14 protein-coding genes are annotated in these 15,690 nt (G+C 67.8%); 10 read left to right on the top strand and 4 right to left on the bottom strand.

Annotated features, from left to right (window positions below; all coding sequences use genetic code 11):
* Positions 1 to 42: 42 nt before the first annotated feature.
* The 5 genes from lanKC to ABD231_RS12895 all read left to right on the top strand — a co-directional run bounded on the left by lanKC (position 43) and on the right by ABD231_RS12895 (position 8,219).
* Positions 43 to 2,634, top strand: a complete 2,592-nt coding sequence (gene lanKC / locus ABD231_RS12915; RefSeq protein ID WP_344149866.1) for a class III lanthionine synthetase LanKC — start codon at positions 43 to 45, stop codon at positions 2,632 to 2,634.
* 3 nt (positions 2,635 to 2,637) lie between these two features.
* Complete coding sequence (locus ABD231_RS12910) at positions 2,638 to 2,772, top strand: SapB/AmfS family lanthipeptide (RefSeq protein ID WP_344149864.1); 135 nt, start codon at positions 2,638 to 2,640, stop codon at positions 2,770 to 2,772.
* Positions 2,773 to 2,879: 107 nt separating this feature from the next.
* Complete coding sequence (locus tag ABD231_RS12905; protein ID WP_344149862.1) at positions 2,880 to 4,817, top strand: prolyl oligopeptidase family serine peptidase; 1,938 nt, start codon at positions 2,880 to 2,882, stop codon at positions 4,815 to 4,817.
* Positions 4,814 to 6,466 carry an ABC transporter ATP-binding protein gene (locus ABD231_RS12900; RefSeq protein WP_344149860.1) on the top strand — a complete coding sequence of 551 codons (1,653 nt, stop codon included), beginning with the start codon at positions 4,814 to 4,816 and terminating at the stop codon, positions 6,464 to 6,466. The genes ABD231_RS12905 and ABD231_RS12900 overlap by 4 nt, the downstream gene beginning before the upstream one ends.
* Positions 6,467 to 6,530: 64 nt before the next feature.
* Positions 6,531 to 8,219 carry an ATP-binding cassette domain-containing protein gene (locus tag ABD231_RS12895; RefSeq protein WP_344149858.1) on the top strand — a complete coding sequence of 563 codons (1,689 nt, stop codon included), beginning with the start codon at positions 6,531 to 6,533 and terminating at the stop codon, positions 8,217 to 8,219.
* On the opposite strand, the gene ABD231_RS12890 is transcribed toward ABD231_RS12895, so the two are convergent.
* Positions 8,198 to 8,797, bottom strand: coding sequence for a response regulator transcription factor (locus ABD231_RS12890; protein WP_344149856.1), 600 nt, complete (start codon positions 8,795 to 8,797; stop codon positions 8,198 to 8,200). The genes ABD231_RS12895 and ABD231_RS12890 overlap by 22 nt on opposite strands.
* Positions 8,798 to 8,898: 101 nt before the next feature.
* On the opposite strand from ABD231_RS12890, the gene ABD231_RS12885 reads away from it, so the two are divergent.
* Complete coding sequence (locus ABD231_RS12885; RefSeq protein ID WP_344149854.1) at positions 8,899 to 9,435, top strand: DUF5946 family protein; 537 nt, start codon at positions 8,899 to 8,901, stop codon at positions 9,433 to 9,435.
* Between the two features lie 296 nt (positions 9,436 to 9,731).
* Entirely contained in the window at positions 9,732 to 10,328 is a 597-nt protein-coding gene (locus tag ABD231_RS12880) for a transglycosylase family protein (protein ID WP_344149852.1), read from the top strand.
* Between the two features lie 12 nt (positions 10,329 to 10,340).
* On the opposite strand, the gene ABD231_RS12875 is transcribed toward ABD231_RS12880, so the two are convergent.
* The 3 genes from ABD231_RS12875 to ABD231_RS12865 are packed head-to-tail and all read right to left on the bottom strand — an operon-like array spanning position 10,341 to position 12,215.
* Positions 10,341 to 10,985 carry a class I SAM-dependent methyltransferase gene (locus ABD231_RS12875; protein ID WP_344149850.1) on the bottom strand — a complete coding sequence of 215 codons (645 nt, stop codon included), beginning with the start codon at positions 10,983 to 10,985 and terminating at the stop codon, positions 10,341 to 10,343.
* Positions 10,986 to 10,996: 11 nt separating this feature from the next.
* Positions 10,997 to 11,617 carry a Pr6Pr family membrane protein gene (locus ABD231_RS12870; RefSeq protein WP_344149848.1) on the bottom strand — a complete coding sequence of 207 codons (621 nt, stop codon included), beginning with the start codon at positions 11,615 to 11,617 and terminating at the stop codon, positions 10,997 to 10,999.
* A gap of 40 nt (positions 11,618 to 11,657) precedes the next feature.
* Positions 11,658 to 12,215 carry a 2TM domain-containing protein gene (locus tag ABD231_RS12865; RefSeq protein WP_344149846.1) on the bottom strand — a complete coding sequence of 186 codons (558 nt, stop codon included), beginning with the start codon at positions 12,213 to 12,215 and terminating at the stop codon, positions 11,658 to 11,660.
* 77 nt (positions 12,216 to 12,292) lie between these two features.
* Here ABD231_RS12865 and ABD231_RS12860 point away from each other — a divergent pair, with 77 nt between their 5' ends.
* From ABD231_RS12860 to ABD231_RS12850, 3 genes are read left to right on the top strand one after another with little or no spacing between them, the layout of a single operon-like run.
* Positions 12,293 to 12,967, top strand: coding sequence for a TetR/AcrR family transcriptional regulator (locus ABD231_RS12860; RefSeq protein ID WP_344149844.1), 675 nt, complete (start codon positions 12,293 to 12,295; stop codon positions 12,965 to 12,967).
* Between the two features lie 30 nt (positions 12,968 to 12,997).
* The gene (locus ABD231_RS12855) at positions 12,998 to 13,510 is read left to right on the top strand and encodes a nucleoside/nucleotide kinase family protein (RefSeq protein ID WP_344149842.1); all 513 of its coding nucleotides are present in this window, start codon (positions 12,998 to 13,000) and stop codon (positions 13,508 to 13,510) included.
* 35 nt (positions 13,511 to 13,545) lie between these two features.
* The gene (locus ABD231_RS12850; RefSeq protein WP_344149840.1) at positions 13,546 to 15,642 is read left to right on the top strand and encodes a molybdopterin-dependent oxidoreductase; all 2,097 of its coding nucleotides are present in this window, start codon (positions 13,546 to 13,548) and stop codon (positions 15,640 to 15,642) included.
* Positions 15,643 to 15,690 lie beyond the last annotated feature (48 nt).

Here is a 15,690-nt window from a genome sequence, read left to right as displayed (position 1 = left end):
CGCCCAAGATGGCGGAGCACCACGAGAGGGGGGTGATCGGTTATGCGTGACGGAGCGCAAGAAAGCTACGAGTTCTACTGCTTGGCAGACCGGACGTTCTACGACACACCCACCCAGCGTGGGGTGGAGCATCCGGACTTCGAGCCGGCCACCAGGCCGGTGCCCGAGGGCTGGCAGCACGTCCCCGGCGAGACCTGGATGCACTACGCACCCGAGGGTCTGCAGTTGCCGCAGCAGGGCTGGAAGATCCATGTCTCGGCCCGGCTCGACGATGTGATCAAGACGCTCGAGGCCGTCTGGGAGTACTGCGTCCCTCGCGGCATCGCGTTCAAGTTCCTCCGCAACGAAGCCGTGCTGGTGATGGCGAACTCGAAGGCCGCCCCGCGCGGTTCGAGCGGCAAGCTGGTCACGATCTACCCGGCCGACGAGGCGCAGCTGGAGCTGGTCCTCAAGGAGCTCGACGACATCCTCGACGGTGTCCAGGGCCCGTACATCCTGAGCGACCTGCGCTACGGCACCGGTGCACTCTTCGTCCGGTACGGCGCCTTTGTCAGCCGCTTCTGCCTGTCGCCGAGCGGTGAGCGCGTGCTCGCCCTCGAGAACGAGCACGGCCAGCTGGTTCCGGATCATCGCGGTCCGACGTTCAGCATCCCGCCGTGGGTGCCGCTGCCGGACTTCCTGCAGCCGCATCTCGAGGCCCGCAACGCGGTCTCCACCAACGAGCTCGCGTACACGATCGAGAGCGTCATCCAGTTCTCCAACGGCGGCGGCGTGTACCTCGGCCACCACAAGGAGTCCGGCGACCGCGTCGTCCTCAAGGAAGGCCGCCCGCACGCCGGTCTCGACCTGGCCGGCCGGGACGCAGTCGCCCGGATCGCCCACGAATACGAGATTCTGCAGCGTCTCGAAGGACTGGACGTCGTCCCGAAGACCTACGAGCGCTTCGAGCTCGGCGAGCACCACTTCATGGTGCAGGAGCACATCGACTCGATCTCGCTGCAACGCGACCTGGTCGGGCGCTACCCGCTGAGCAAGCCGGATGCGACCGAAGCCGACAAGGCGGCCTTCGCCGAGTGGGCGACGGCCGCTGTCGAGCAGGTCGGCCGGGCAGTCGCCTTGCTGCACGAGCGGGGCGTGGTGTTCTGCGACCTGCACCCGGACAACGTGTTGCTCGACGTCGACGGCCGGATGGTGCTGATCGACTTCGAGGTGGCGACGAACGCCGCGGACAAGGCCCGCTCCACGCTGGCCCACCCCGGGTACGCCGCACCGCCGGACCGCGAGGGTGTCGACGTCGACCGCTACGCGCTGGCCTGTATCGGGCTCGGTGTCTATGCGCCGCAGACGACGATCCTGCTGAATCTCCATCGGGGCAAGGCGTTCCAGCTCGCCGAGATGATCACCGAGACCTTCCCGGTGCCGAGGGCAACGATCGACGAGGCGGTCCGGACTGTGGTCGGCTCCGACGCCACCAGCGATCCGGAGATGGCCGAGCTCGCACTGCCCGGCAAGGCCGAGTGGACCGACGTCCGGGCCGCGCTGACCAAGGCGATCGTGGCCTCGGCAACGCCCGAGCGCACCGACCGGCTGTTCCCCGGCGACATCGCGCAGTTCCGCGGTGGCGGCGGCATCGACCTCGCCAGCGGCGCAGCCGGTGTCCTCTACGCCATGGCCAAGACCGGCGCCGGCCGCTTCGAGCAATACGAGGAGTGGCTACGCGAGCGGAGCCTCACCACCGCAGCCGGCCCGGGCCTGTACGACGGCCTGCACGGGGTGGCCCATGTCTTCGATGTGCTCGGTCATCGCCAGCACGCACTTGACCTGGTCGACCGCACTTTGGCCGACGACTGGAGCACCCGCGAGCTCGGGCTGCACTCCGGACTGGCCGGGATCGGTCTGAGCCTCCTGCACTTCGACACCGAACCCGCCTTGCGCGCCAAGGCGGTCCGGGTGCTCGATCTGGTCGCAGACCGCCTCGGCGACGTGACCGACGTACCGGAGATCAGTGGCGGGCAGTATCCGCACGCCGGCCTCATGTACGGCTCGTCCGGTCCGGCGCTGCTCTTCATCGAAGCGTTCGAGCAGCTAGGTGACACCGGTCTGCTCGACTTGGCCGAGATCGCGATCCGGCAGGATCTGCGGCGGTGTTCGGCCTCACCCGACGGCGACATGCTCCAGGTCAACCAGGGTTGGCGGACCCTGCCGTACCTCGAAGAAGGTTCGGCCGGGATCGCACTCGCCCTCGCGCGCTACCTGAAGCACCGCCCAAGTGACGAGCTGACCGCGGTGCTCGCGCAGCTCGAGCGGGTGGCGCACTGCTCCTTCTACGTCCAGCCCGGCCTGTTCATGGGTCGCGCCGGTCTGCTTCTCACCGCAGCCTCACTCGGTGCGCAGCAGACGACGGTCGACGACCTGGTGTACGGACTCGGCTGGCACGCGATGCCTTACGCAGGTGGCCTCGCGTTCCCCGGCAACCAGCTCCTTCGCCTGTCGATGGACCTGGCCACCGGATCGGCCGGCGTCCTGCTGGCTCTTGGATCGGCACTGCACTCGGTGCCCGCATCCCTCCCGTTCCTCGGACCTCCCCAGTGGTCCGAGTCTCCATCCCTACAACATGAATCGAAGGAGGTGTAGAACATGGCACTTCTCGACCTTCAGGGCCTCGAGACCCCGGGTTACGGCGGCGGCCACCACGGCGGCGGCTCCACGCTGACCGTGCTTGGTTGCGCGTCGGGTCGCCCGAGCAACCTGAGCCTTCTGCTCTGCCACTGATCGGATCCTGGATCGTCAGGTTCCGGAGGCCCTGGGTGGGCGGCATACCCACCCAGGGCCGAACCTGTCTGCGGGATCCGTCGCTTCACCCGACGGAAGGAGCTCTTTTGCCCAATTCCGTGCAGTCCTATCCATGCGCCGAGCGGCTACCGCTCGTGGAGCAGGTGCACGGCCACACCATCGCGGATCCCTACCGCTGGCTGGAGGACGCCGAGTCCTCCGAGACCAAGCGCTGGCTCGCGGCCCAGGACGAGCTCTGGCTGAACCATGCAGTCACGCTGTCCGGCCGGTACCAGTTCCGTCACCGGGTGAAGGCCCTTTCGAACGTCGGCACCGTCTCCACACCTTCGTGGCACGGCGGGCGCTGTTTCACGCTGCGCAGCGACCCCGGTCAGCTGCACCCGGTCCTGTACGACGGCCGGCGCGCAACCCTCGACCCGATGGCGATCGACCCATCCGGTCTCACGACTTTGGACGCGTGGCAGCCATCACCCGATGGATCGCTGGTCGCGTTCCAGACCTCCCGCGGCGGCACCGAACAGTCCGTCCTGTACCTGCTCGACGTGGACAGCGGTGAGCTCATCGGCGAGCCCATCGACGGCTGCCGGTATTCGCCGGTCGCCTGGCTACCGGACGGGAAGTCCTTCTACTACGTGCGATTCCGCCAGGTCCGCTGCCGCCACCTGGACGTCGCCGACGACACCGTCGTGCTGTCGACCGAGGCGTCGTACGGACTGGAGCTCAGCGCCGACGGACGCTGGCTGACCATCTCCGCCGCCCGTGGCGGGGCGAACGATCTGTGGCTGCAGGATCTTGAGAGCGCTGATTCGCCGCGCCCGATCCAGCAGAGCATCGACGCGCTGACCGTGATGTCGGTCGGCCCCGACGGTCGTCTCTACGTCGTCACCACCAAGGATGCGCCGACCGGCAAGATCTGCGTCGGTGATCCACACAATCCGCTGATCTGGCAGGACCTCGTCACCCCGGATGTGCCGCTCACCGGCCTGGCGATCCTGGACGGCGCACTGCTGCTGGCCAGCCCGAGCGGAATCGCCGTGCACAACCTGCAGACCGGTGCGCATGTCAGCGATATCGCCTTACCTGGCGTCGGTTCGGTCGGTTCGCTGACCACGCTGCCAGACGGCGGACCGCAAGCCTGGTTCAGCTACACCGACAGCGTCACCCCGTCTGCCGTCTACTGCTACGACCACACCACCGGCCAGGCGACGCTCTGGTCGCAAGCCCCCGGCGTGACTGCCGAGGCGGAGTCGCAGCAGCTCGTCACCACGAGCCCGGACGGCCACGAGACCCGACTCCTGGTGATCGCCAAACCCGGCAACCACGGACCACGACCGACACTCCTCTACGGGTACGGCGGTTTCGGGCAGACGCTCACTCCGACGTACTCGGCCTTCGCGCTGGCGTGGGTCGAGGCCGGTGGCGTCTTCGTCACAGCCAACACCCGTGGTGGTATCGAATCGCATCGGGCCGGGATGCTGGATCGCAAACAGGGTGTCTTCGACGACTTCATCGCGGCGGCCGAGCACTTGATCGCGACCGGTTGGACGACCGCCGAGCAGTTGTCGCTGTGCGGCGAATCCAATGGGGGCTTGCTTGTTGCGGCGGCCTTGACTCAGCGGCCGGAGTTGTTCGCGGCAGCGGTCTGCTCGGCGCCGCTCACCGACATGTTGCGTTACGAGCTGTCTGGTCTGGGCGAGCGTTGGGTGCCGGAATTCGGATCCGCGAAGGACCCGGCGCAGTTCGAGAACCTCTTGTCCTACTCGCCGTACCACCGGGTCAACGAGGGCGTGAAGTATCCGGCCGTGCTGTTCACGGTGTTCGGCAACGACACTCGCGTTGATCCACTGCACTCTCGCAAGATGTGCGCGGCGCTGCAGCATGCGACCGCGAGTGAAGGCTCTGTCCTGTTGCGGTTGGATCCGAATGCCGGCCATGGCAGCGGATCGGCGAGTCAAGGCATCGGGTTGGCTGCGGACATGCTCGCGTTCCTCGCGGAACGCACCGGCCTCAGGCTTTCATCATGATCACCTTCGGATCGGTGGCGAAACGCGGCCGCGGCTGGTTGCCACTGATCGGGCTGAACGCACTGATCGGCAGCGCGGTCACCTTGGCCCTGCCGTCGATCCTCGGTCGCTCGGTGGACTCGATCGTCGCCGGCACGGGCTACACGCAATGGTTGATCGCCGCAGCGGCCGCCATCGGGCTCGGCATCGTGGCCAGTCTGATCGACGCCTTCGCGGGTGCCGCTTGTGTCGCCGAAACGACCGCCTGGCTGCGGCATCGCCTGGTGCGGCAGGTCGTCCGCGGCGGGCCCGAGGGGAGCCGCGGGTTCGAGACCGGCGACTTGGTCACGCGAGTCTCCGCGAACGCGACCGACGCCGCGCAGGCCGGACCGGCTGCGGTGACCGCGATCGCGGCGATCGCTCCTCCGGTCGGCAGTCTGGTGCTGCTCGCTCTGATCGATCCCTGGCTCGCGGCGGCGTTCTTCGGTGGTGTGCTGCTAGTGATCCTGGTGCTGCTGGCGTTCGCGCGGCGGACCGCCGATGTGAGTCTCGCCTACCAAGAGACGCAGGGCCGGATCGCCGCCCGGCTGTCCGAGTCGCTGACCGGTATCCGCACCATCGCGGCCGCCGGGACGACAGACCGCGAGGAGCGACGCATCCTCGGTCTGCTGCCCGAGCTCCACAAACAAGGTGTCGTTACGTGGCGCATTCTGGCCCGCTCCGGCGCGCAGGCCGCGGTGGTCGGACCGCTCGTGCTGGTCGCCGTGCTGGCAGTAGGCGGCATCCAGTTGGTCGCTGGGCACATCACTGCCGGTGAGCTGTTCGCCGCCTCGCAGTACGCCGTCCTCGGTGCCGGCCTCGGCAATCTCACCGGTGTGATCGGGGAGATCGCGCGCGCGAAGGCCGGTGTTCAGCGGGCTGCCGAGGTGGGCGCGATCGCCGAGGTTCCGCACGGTTCACTCAAATTGCCGGCCGGTTCCGGACACCTCACCTTCGACCACGTGAGCGTCGTCGCAGACGGCAACGTGCTGCTGAACGACGTGAGCCTGGATCTGCCAGGCGGTATGACGGTCGCGGTCGTCGGCCCGAGTGGCGCCGGCAAGTCCGTGCTCGCCGCGGTCGCAGCGCGGTTGCGTGATCCGTCGACCGGGCATGTCTCGCTGGACGGCGTACCGCTGCAGGCCGTCAGCCGGCATGCGCTGCGTCGCGCGGTCGGCTGCGCCTTCGAGCGGCCGCAGCTGGTCGGCCGGACGATCGGTGAGTCGATCGCTCCCGACGCGATCAACCCGGTGCGCACACTGGCCGCGGCCCGGGCCACGCACGCCCACGACTTCGTCAGCCGACTACCCAACGGCTACTTCACTTCGTTGCGCAGGGCCCCTATGTCGGGTGGTGAGCGGCAGCGACTCGGACTAGCCCGCGCCTGGCCGGCCAACCGGCTACTCGTGCTGGACGACGCGACCTCGAGTCTCGACACCGCGACCGAGCGGCAGATCGGCCGGACTCTCACCGAGGACCGCCACCACCGGACCCGCTTGATCGTCACTCACCGCCCGGCCACCGCCGCTCGCGCGGATCTCGTGGTCTGGCTCGACCACGGCCAGGTCCGAGCAGTGGCACCCCACGCCGACCTTTGGAACAACACGTCGTACCGCGAGGTCTTCGGGTGATCCGGCCCGCTCTCGCCGACGGGCCCCTCCGCGCACCGCGGTGGGGCCGAAGGACGTGGGCGGGATGAAGCGGGAACTCGAGTACGGCGCTCTGTCCCTGCGCAAGCGGGCGACGGTCAAGCTGATGGCTTGGTCGGTGCCGGAGATCCTGCCGACCGCGATCTACGGAGTTGCGGTCGCGCGCGCCACGGACAGCTTCCTGGCTGGACATGTCTGGCAAGGGATCGCGTGGCTTGGTGGGTTGGTCGCGACCGCCGGATTGGGTGCCGCCGGAGCGCGGCAGGTGTACACGCGGCTCGGCGATCTGGTCGAACCAGTCCGCGACGACCTGGTACGGCGGGTTGTCGCCGGCGCGCTGCGCACCGGCGACGACAGCGCGGTGGCCCGCCTGAACCGGCAGGTCGAGATCGTCCGGGACACGTACGCCGGACTGGTCATGGTGCTCCGGAGTTTCGCGGTCACGCTCTTCGGGGTGCTGGCCGGTCTGCTGTCGCTCGCGCCCATGGTGGCTGCGTTCGTCGTACCGCCGTTCCTGATCGGATTCGCCTTGTCGCTAGGCGTTTTGGGGATGGCCGCCGACCGGGTGCGAGCCTCGCTGCAGGCCGATGAGGACCTGGCCGCCTCGGCCGGGATGGTCTTCGGTGGCGTGCGCGACATCACCGCGACCGGCACCGAGGAGTACGCCGAGTTCCTGGTCGGCGAACCGATCGAGGCGCAGGCATCGGCGGAGCGGGCGCTGGCCAAGGTCGCGGCGCTTCGCACCTTGTGTTTCGCGGTCGGTGGCTGGCTGCCGCTGCTGATCCTGCTCGCCACTGGCCCGTGGCTGGTCGGGCGCGGCGTGAGCACGGGCACGCTGCTCGGCGGTCTCACGTATGTGCTGATCGGCCTGCAACCAGCGCTCGGGCAGGTGATGGCCGCGCTGGGCGACAGCGGCCTGCGGTATGTGATCACCCTCGGCAGGATCCTCGACACCAGTCAGCCGGATGAGCCGGTTCGCGTGATCGACGCCGTACAAGGGCATCAGGTCCATGCTCAGCGGCTGACGTTCGCGTATGGGCCGGCGGCCGAGCCGGTGCTTGATCGTCTCGACCTGACCATCCCGGAGGGTGACCACCTGGCCGTGGTCGGTCCGAGCGGGATCGGGAAGTCGACCTTGGCCGCGCTGATCTGCGGGATGCTGACGCCGAGCGGCGGCCGGTTGCTGCTGGGTGGCGTACCGCCGACTGAACTGACCACCGAGCGGCTGGCCGAGACGCGCGTACTGATCCCACAGGAGGCCTATGTCTTCAGCGGGACCGTCGAGGAGAACCTGTCCTATCTACTCCCCGACGCGACGACCGACGAGCTAAGTGCAGCCGTCGACGCCATCGGCGCGACCGCCCTCATCCAGCGCATCGGCGGTCTCGGCGCGGTGGTCAAGCCAACCGAGCTCTCCGCCGGTGAGCGGCAACTGATCGCGCTGGTCCGGGCCTACCTGTCGCCCGCACCACTCGTCGTACTGGATGAGGCGACCTGCTTCCTCGATCCGGAGGCCGAGCGGCAAGCCGAGGTGGCCTTCGCGCAACGCGGCGGCACGCTGGTGGTGATCGCGCACCGGATCAGTTCCGCGCTGCGAGCTCGCCGGATCCTCGTGCTGGATGGCAACAAGGCCGCGATCGGTACGCATCAGGCTCTGATGCGCAGCTCCAGCTTGTACCGCGATCTGCACGGCAACTGGGACCCGATCATCAATCAGATCCAGCCGGCGTCTTGAGCCTTCCGAATGGCTTCGATGCGGCTGCGCGAACCGGTCTTCGCCAGGATCCTCGACAGGTAGTTCCGCACGGTGCCGGCACTCAGACTCAGCGTCCGGGCAACCTCCTGCGCAGTCGCACCCGTGGTGACCTGCCGCAGCACCTCGCACTCGCGATCGGTGAGCGGGTTGTCACCGGCCTTCAACGCCGCGACCGCGAGCCGCACGTCGACCACCGGCAGCCCCTTCGCCACGTCGCGGACCGCCTGGACCAGCTGGTCTGTGGTGGCATCGGTCGCGATCAGCCCGATCCGCGGCGCTTGCTTCACCAGCGCGAGACTGGTCGCGGCGATCGCCTCGTGGTCGATCAGCACCAGCACCCCGCGACCGGCGAGTTTGCGGCACAGCTCCTCGATCCGGATCCGCCCGGGCAGCTGTGGATCGAGCAGCACGACATGCGGCCGTCGGCCGGCCACCTGGAGGACGTCCTCCGAGCGGTCCAGCTCAGCCACGACCTCCATGTCCGTCTCGCCTGCCAGCACCGCGGCCAGTGCACCTCGCACCATCGTGCCGCGGTGGCCGAGAGCCACTCGGATCACCGCATGCCCCCATCACGTCCGTCGCCTCATCTGCCGGCCTACCGCCCCCGCAACGGCGAAAACCAGCTGCCGGACGGCGGTGCCCGTGTTTCCATCAACGAGTGAACTCCGGAGATGGCACGCACGAATCCAGCCGCTGCCCCGGCTGCCGGGTCGAGCTGCCGATCTCGCAGTGGCCGGAAACGCCGAAGTACAACGCGTCGCCGGAGTGTCTGCAGGTCGCCGGCGACCTGCTCGGGTTCGAGATCGAGCACCAACTGAGGCTCGGTTACCTGCACCAACTGCGGATCGACGCGTACGGCGCGCAACATGTGAGAGTCGGCGCTCCGCGAATCGGACCGGTGTTCGCGCTGAACGGTCTCTACATGTTCCTCGAACGCGGTTCCGGGAACATCGACGTCCGCACGGCCCACGGCATCATGGCGAACTCGTTCGGCGACTGGCCCGAACTCATGCCACCCGAGTCCGTCGGGCGATTGACGGCGTACGACGTACTGTCCGCCGGCGGTGTTGACGAGGTCGAGCAGGCGATGCTGGCCTGGGCCGAACAGGTCTGGACCAGTTGGCCGGAGACTGACCGGGAAGTCATCCGGAAACTCACCGTCGACCTCGTTCCGGCGCGCTATTTCAGGCGCTGAAACCGATCTGTTTGCAGCTCGGAAACCGTTCTGTTGTTGGGCTTTCGGTACGTCAAGGGACCGAAAAAATCGGGGCAGATTCCGATCTGGCCTTGCGCTCCGGCGACGCGTCCCACAGGATGACTCACATCGCGTCGTGACCTGGACGTGATCATCCGGACTCCCTTTCGTTACCTGTCCGGGTGCCCCCTCCCCTGCCTGGGGGGCTGGTGTCCTCCACCATGCCCAAGCTCACGAGGAGCGCCTTACCGATGTCCAAAGCCCGACATGCGCGCCCCCGGCGATCTACTCGCCGGGTGGTCCGGACCCTCTCCGTCGCCGGTCTCGGCGCCGGGATCACCGTCGCAGCCACCGGCGCGGCGTTCGCGACCGACTACAAAGTGAAGGCCGGAGACACCCTCTCCGAGATCGCCCAGGCGAACGGTGCCGACTGGCACCACCTGGCGAAGATCAACAACCTGAAGGACCCCGACCTGATCCTGATCGGTCAGACCCTGACGCTGGACGGTGTGAAGAAGGCCACCGCCCCGAAGCAGCGGGTCACTCCGAAGTCGAAGGTCGTCACCAAGAAGAAGACCGTCTCGAAGCAGACCGTGCGCAAGCCGCGGACCAACCGCTCCGCCGAGCGCCCGTCGAACAACAGCGGCAACGTCAGCATGAGCGCCGCGTGGCGCAAGGTCGCCAACTGCGAGTCCAGCGGCAACCCGCGCGCAGTCAGCCCGAACGGCAAGTACTTCGGCCTGTTCCAGTTCGACAAGCAGACCTGGCGCAGCGTCGGCGGTAGCGGCAGCCCGGCCCAGGCCTCGCCGGCCGAGCAGCTGATGCGCGCGAAGAAGCTCTACGCGCAGCGCGGCAACTCGCCGTGGCCGGTCTGCGGTCGCTTCCTGCCCTGACAGCCCTGATCCTCAGGAGTGCGTGAGGACGAGCATCTCGTCGGCGCCCGCCTGGAACTCGTAGGGAACCTTGCGGATCTCCCAGGCGACGTCGGCGAGCTCGTCCAGCACCTCCGGCAGGAACGGCACCGGCTCGCCCGTGCCCTGCAGCACCAGCGGGAACACGCGAACCTCGCCGCTCGTCACCCGGATCAGCTCCCGCAACGCGGCCAGATGCCAGTCCCGGCCGAAGGTATCGGCCCAGGTGAACAGCAGGTGTGAGCACAACGCCAGCTCGAACCGCCCGTCCTCGAACGGGAGCTCCGGCAGCGCGGCCGCGACATACCGGTCCGGCTCCGCACCGATGTCCTGCAGGAACCGGTCGGCCGCCTCGAGCCGCATCTCATCCCGCCGCTCGGGCGTCCCGTACCACTTCCAGACGAACCGCGCCTCGTGATCCTCGATGATCTCGGTCGTGGCCGGCAGACTCCGCCGGACCGTGTCGACGAGCTCAGGCATCGTCAACTCGTACGCCGGATCCACGGCCACCACGTCCACCCCACGCGCGGCGGCTTCGGCGGTGAAACTCGATCCACCGGCCGAACAGTCCAGCACGGAGTCAGGCAGTTCGGTCAGATCGAACATCGCTTCGTACTCGGCGTACGAGCGAGAGGTCACCAGCAAGGCACTTACCCTTCGACGGTTTTGCTGAGGCGACGATCAAGGGCTGTGGCCCCGGCCGCCAGAGCCAGGAACAGTACCGCGACGAGCAGACAGTTCAGGAGAACCTGTCCATACCCGTGCTGGTTCACGTCCACGAACGGGTAGGGATAGAAGCCGACGAACGCGCCGCGGATCAGCGTGAACGCGAGCCACAGCAGCGGGAACACGACAGACCAGGCGGCGATCCGCAAGTCCGTCGTACCGCGAGGTCCGAACAATGCCCATCCCAGTACGCCGAGCACCGGGGTGGCCGTGTGCAGTAAGAAGTTCGCCACTGCGGCCCAGCCGGTCAACGAGTCCAGACCGGCGAGCACCAGGTGATAGACGATCCCGGTGACGGCGATACAGAGAACGCCGTTCAGCCGCAGGGTTTTGAACAGGGTGCTCCGGCGATCCAGCGTCAGCACGGTCACACCGAGGATCAGATTCGATTGAATCGTGAAGTAGGCAAAGACGTTGAGGACGCGGTCCGGGTTGTCCGGGAAGAAGCCGTCACTCCCGGACGCCGTCACGAACAACTGGATCACGATGCCGGCCAGGACAGCTGCCGCGGTGACCCAGGACCAGACCCGCCCGATCATCGTCATGACCGCAATCTACGACGACCGGGCGGGGAGAACCGGGAGGTCAGACCGACTGCGACTCGCGCGGCGCGGGCTCGTCGTCCTTGGCCTCGTCGAAGGTGTAGCTGAACGAGACGAACCCGTCGATCACCAGCGCCACGGTCCAGCCCCAGGCCGGGCCGGTGGCGGCGTCCCATCCCTTCCCGGACAGCAGGCCGAGGGCGATCATGATGCCGACACCGACGACGTACGCGAGCAGGTGCCGGAACCAGCCGGCGCGCTCCCGCTGCGCCCGCGCCCGGCCGCCCTTCGGCGGCTTCACCGGCCGCGGTGCACCGGCGAACTTGTGCGCCGCCCAACCGTCGGCCCACTTGAGCGTCTGGTGACCGAATCCGACGCTCACGCCGATGAAGATCGCGGCCAGCGAGTGCTTGAACGACGGCTCGCCACCGCGGTGGATGTCGAGCACGCTCGCCACCAGCATGACCACGTCGACCAGCGGAACCATCAGCAGCAGGATCATCCCGGCCTTGGGCTTCCGGAGCAGATAGCGCGTCGCCATCCCGGCGGCGAGCAGGACCCAGAAGCCGATCTCACACGCGGCGATCACAGCGAGCAGCACAGGGATTCACCCTTCCCGTTGTTTTAGTACGACTGTGTTGTGAAACGACGATAACACAGGTGTGCTAAAAAGGGCACATGCCGAAGATCGTCGACCACGACGCCCGCCGCGAGGAGATCGCCCAGGCCCTGTGGCGCGTCGTCCGCCGCGACGGCATCCGCGCCGCCTCGGTCCGCACCATCGCCGCCGAAGCCGGCTGGTCGGCCGGAGCCGTGCGCTACTACTTCCCCGACCAGGACGGCCTGCTCAAGTTCGCGATGGACCTGGTGGTCCGCCGGGTCGGCGAGCGCTTCGCGGCACTGACCGCGCGCGGCGGCACGAAGGGTAGCGCCACGACCGTGGCCCTGCGGTACCTCGAAGAGGTGCTTCCGCTCGACGCCGAGCGGATGGCCGAGTTCGATGTCTGGCTCGCCTTCATGGTCCAGGCCCAGGCCGAGACCGGCGCCGACACCCTGCACAACAACGTCGAGACCGCGAACGACGGCCTGCGCGACCTGTGCGCAGAGCTGCTCAACGCGCTGTCCGACGCGGGCGCACTCCGCGACGATCTGGACCTGCGTCTGGAAATAGAGCGTTTGCATGCCTTGCTCGACGGCCTTGCCCTGCACGCGGTCATCCAGCCCCGGCGGAGCACGCCGACCCGGGTCCGCCGGCTGCTCCGCCTTCATATCGACTCCCTGGTGCAGCAAAACCCCTTACAAACCAAGGATTTCGCGTCCGCGGAACGACAAGTTCGCCACAAACCTGACTAAAACATTGCGTACCGTGGCACCATCACCAGCATGGAGTCCGCTGGGGTGATCGTCGTCAGCGGAATCATGGCGGCCGGGAAGTCCGCGGTCGCCCAGTTGCTGGCCGAGCGGTTCCAGTACGGCGTCAACATTCCGGGCAATCTGTTCCGCCGGATGATCGTCAGCGGGCATGCCTCGATGACCGACGATCCGGCCGAGGCGCAACGGCAGATGCAGCTCGGATTCCGCCTCGCCTGCCAGGCCGCCGACTCCTACGCCGAGGCCGGTTTCACCGTCGTACTGCAGGATGTCGTGATCGGCGAGCTGCTCCGCGAGTTCCTGGACGGGATCCGCACCCGGCCGCGCTACCTCGTCGTACTGACGCCGCGTCCCGATGTGATCTCCGGGCGGCTCGGCGGATCGCATCATCTGGTCGACGAGCTCGACTACGAGCTGCACGCATTCAGCCCGCGGCGCGGCCTGTGGCTGGACAACTCCGACCTGTCGGCCGGCGAAACCGTCGACGCGATCCTCGGCCGGCTCGACGAGGCACGCTTCGTGTGATGGCGAGCTTGGCTACCCAGGGGTAGTTTGGCTGGATGGCGACCACGGTACGGCGGACCTCCTGCAACCTGTGTGAAGCGATCTGCGGCGTCCTGGTGACGATCGAGGACGGGCACGTCACCGATATCCGGGGCGACGAGTCGGATCCACTGTCCCGCGGTCACATTTGCCCGAAGGCGGTCGCGCTGCGCGACCTGCAGGAGGATCCGGACCGGCTGACCACGCCAGTACGTCGTACTGCCGATGGCTGGCAGGAGATCGGGTGGGACGCGGCGTACTCGTTGATCGTCGACAAGCTCACCGCGATCCAGCGCGAGCACGGGCGGAACTCGGTCGGCGTCTATCTCGGGAACCCGAACGTGCACAGCCTCGGCGCGCTGACGCATATGCCGACGATGGTCCGGCAGCTCCGGACGCGGAACAAGTTCAGTGCCACGTCGATCGACCAGTTGCCGCAGATGCTGTCGTCGTATCTGCTGTACGGACATCAGCTGATGATCGCGGTCCCCGATATCGATCGGACGTCGTACCTCCTGATGCTCGGTGCGAACCCGCTCGCGTCGAACGGCAGCATGATGACCGCGCCTGGATTCGGCCGGCGGATCAAGGAGGTGCGGAAGCGCGGCGGCAAGGTCGTCGTGATCGACCCGCGCCGTACCGAGACCGCAGCGGTCGCCGACGAGCATCATTTCGTCCGACCGGGGACCGATGCGGCGTTCCTGCTCGCGCTGATTCACCAGGTGATCGCTGACGGGAATGCGCGACCGGCGCCGTACGTCGATGGGCTGGCGGCCGTCGAGGCCGCGGTCGAGGAGTGGACGCCGGAGCGCGCGGCCGCGCTGACTGGGATCGACGCTGAGGTGATCCGGCGGATCGCTGGTGAGTATGCGACTGCTGGGCGCGCTGCGGTCTACGGGCGGGTCGGAGTGTCGACGCAGCAGTTCGGGGCGCTGTGTCAGTGGGCGATCCAGGTGCTGAACATCATCACCGGCAACCTCGATCGGCCGGGCGGGACGATGTTCCCTCGGCCTGCGGTGAATGCGCTGATCGGGCTCGGGCGTGGGCACCTCGGTGTGTGGTCGAGCCGGATCCGCGGGCTGCCGGAGTTCGGCGGTGAGCTGCCGGTGTCGGTGATGGCGGAGGAGATCCTGACGCCGGGTGACGGGCAGATCCGGGCGATGGTGACGATCGCCGGCAACCCGGTGCTGTCGACACCCGACGGGCGGAAGCTCGACGAGGCGTTCGAGTCGCTCGAATTCATGGTCGCGGTCGATCCCTACATCAACGAGACCACGCGGCACGCCGATGTGATCCTCCCGCCGGCTCCGCCGCTCGAGCGCGATCACTACGACGTGATCTTCCACAACCTCGCCGTACGGAACACAGCTCGCTGGAACGACGCCGTACTGGACAAACCCGCGTCGGCCCGGCACGACTGGGAGATCTTCCGCGACCTCGGCACCGCGCTGGTACGACGTACGCCGCTGAGCCGGAAACGTCTTGTCACCGAGGCGCGACTGCGGTTGGCGCCGCGCCGCGTGGTCGACGTGGGGCTGCGGATCGGCCCGTACAAGCTGTCACTACGCAAACTGCGGAAGTCGCCGGGCGGGATCGACCTCGGACCGCTGCAACCGGCCTTGCCCGGAGCCCTGTTCCACAAGAACAAACGGATCAACCTCGACCAGCCGATGATCCTGGCCGACCTCGACCGGCTCTCCGAACTGCAGGCGACGGCCGACGGCGAACTGCTCCTGATCGGCCGCCGGCACCTGCGCAGCAACAACTCCTGGATGCACAACTCGGCCCGCCTGGTGAAGGGCAAACCCCGCCACCACCTGCTGATGCACCCCACCGACCTGGCCGACCGCTCCCTGACCACCGGTCAGCTCGTCACCATCACCTCCGCCGCCGGCTCCCTCGCCGTAGAAGTTGCCTCCAGCAACGACATGATGCCCGGCGTGGTCTCCCTCCCGCACGGCTTCGGCCACACCCGCCCCGGCGTCCACCTGACCGTAGCCACCCAACTCCCCGGCATCTCCCTCAACGACCTAACAGACTCCTCCCTGACCGACCCCATCTCCGGCACCGCCGCCGTCAACGGCACCCCCGTAACCATCACCCCCACCCCCTAACCCCACCCCCGCCGTACCCGCACAACCCCCCCACCTCGAGTGGCAACC

Origin of the sequence: Kribbella yunnanensis, assembly GCF_039529655.1 — a bacterium.
GTDB classification, from domain to species: Bacteria; Actinomycetota; Actinomycetes; order Propionibacteriales; family Kribbellaceae; genus Kribbella; species Kribbella yunnanensis.
The sequence above is the reverse complement of the archived record's forward strand: the minus strand, read 5'-3'. Positions and strand labels throughout refer to the sequence as shown.

Coding starts and splice junctions, on each gene's coding strand:
- ABD231_RS12870 (WP_344149848.1), bottom strand. CDS start 11,617: ATGACGATGATCGGGCGGGTCTGGTCCTGGGTCACCGCGGCAGCTGTC.
- ABD231_RS12860 (WP_344149844.1), top strand. CDS start 12,293: ATGCCGAAGATCGTCGACCACGACGCCCGCCGCGAGGAGATCGCCCAG.
- ABD231_RS12855 (WP_344149842.1), top strand. CDS start 12,998: ATGGAGTCCGCTGGGGTGATCGTCGTCAGCGGAATCATGGCGGCCGGG.
- ABD231_RS12900 (WP_344149860.1), top strand. CDS start 4,814: ATGATCACCTTCGGATCGGTGGCGAAACGCGGCCGCGGCTGGTTGCCA.
- lanKC (WP_344149866.1), top strand. CDS start 43: ATGCGTGACGGAGCGCAAGAAAGCTACGAGTTCTACTGCTTGGCAGAC.
- ABD231_RS12910 (WP_344149864.1), top strand. CDS start 2,638: ATGGCACTTCTCGACCTTCAGGGCCTCGAGACCCCGGGTTACGGCGGC.
- ABD231_RS12850 (WP_344149840.1), top strand. CDS start 13,546: ATGGCGACCACGGTACGGCGGACCTCCTGCAACCTGTGTGAAGCGATC.
- ABD231_RS12895 (WP_344149858.1), top strand. CDS start 6,531: ATGAAGCGGGAACTCGAGTACGGCGCTCTGTCCCTGCGCAAGCGGGCG.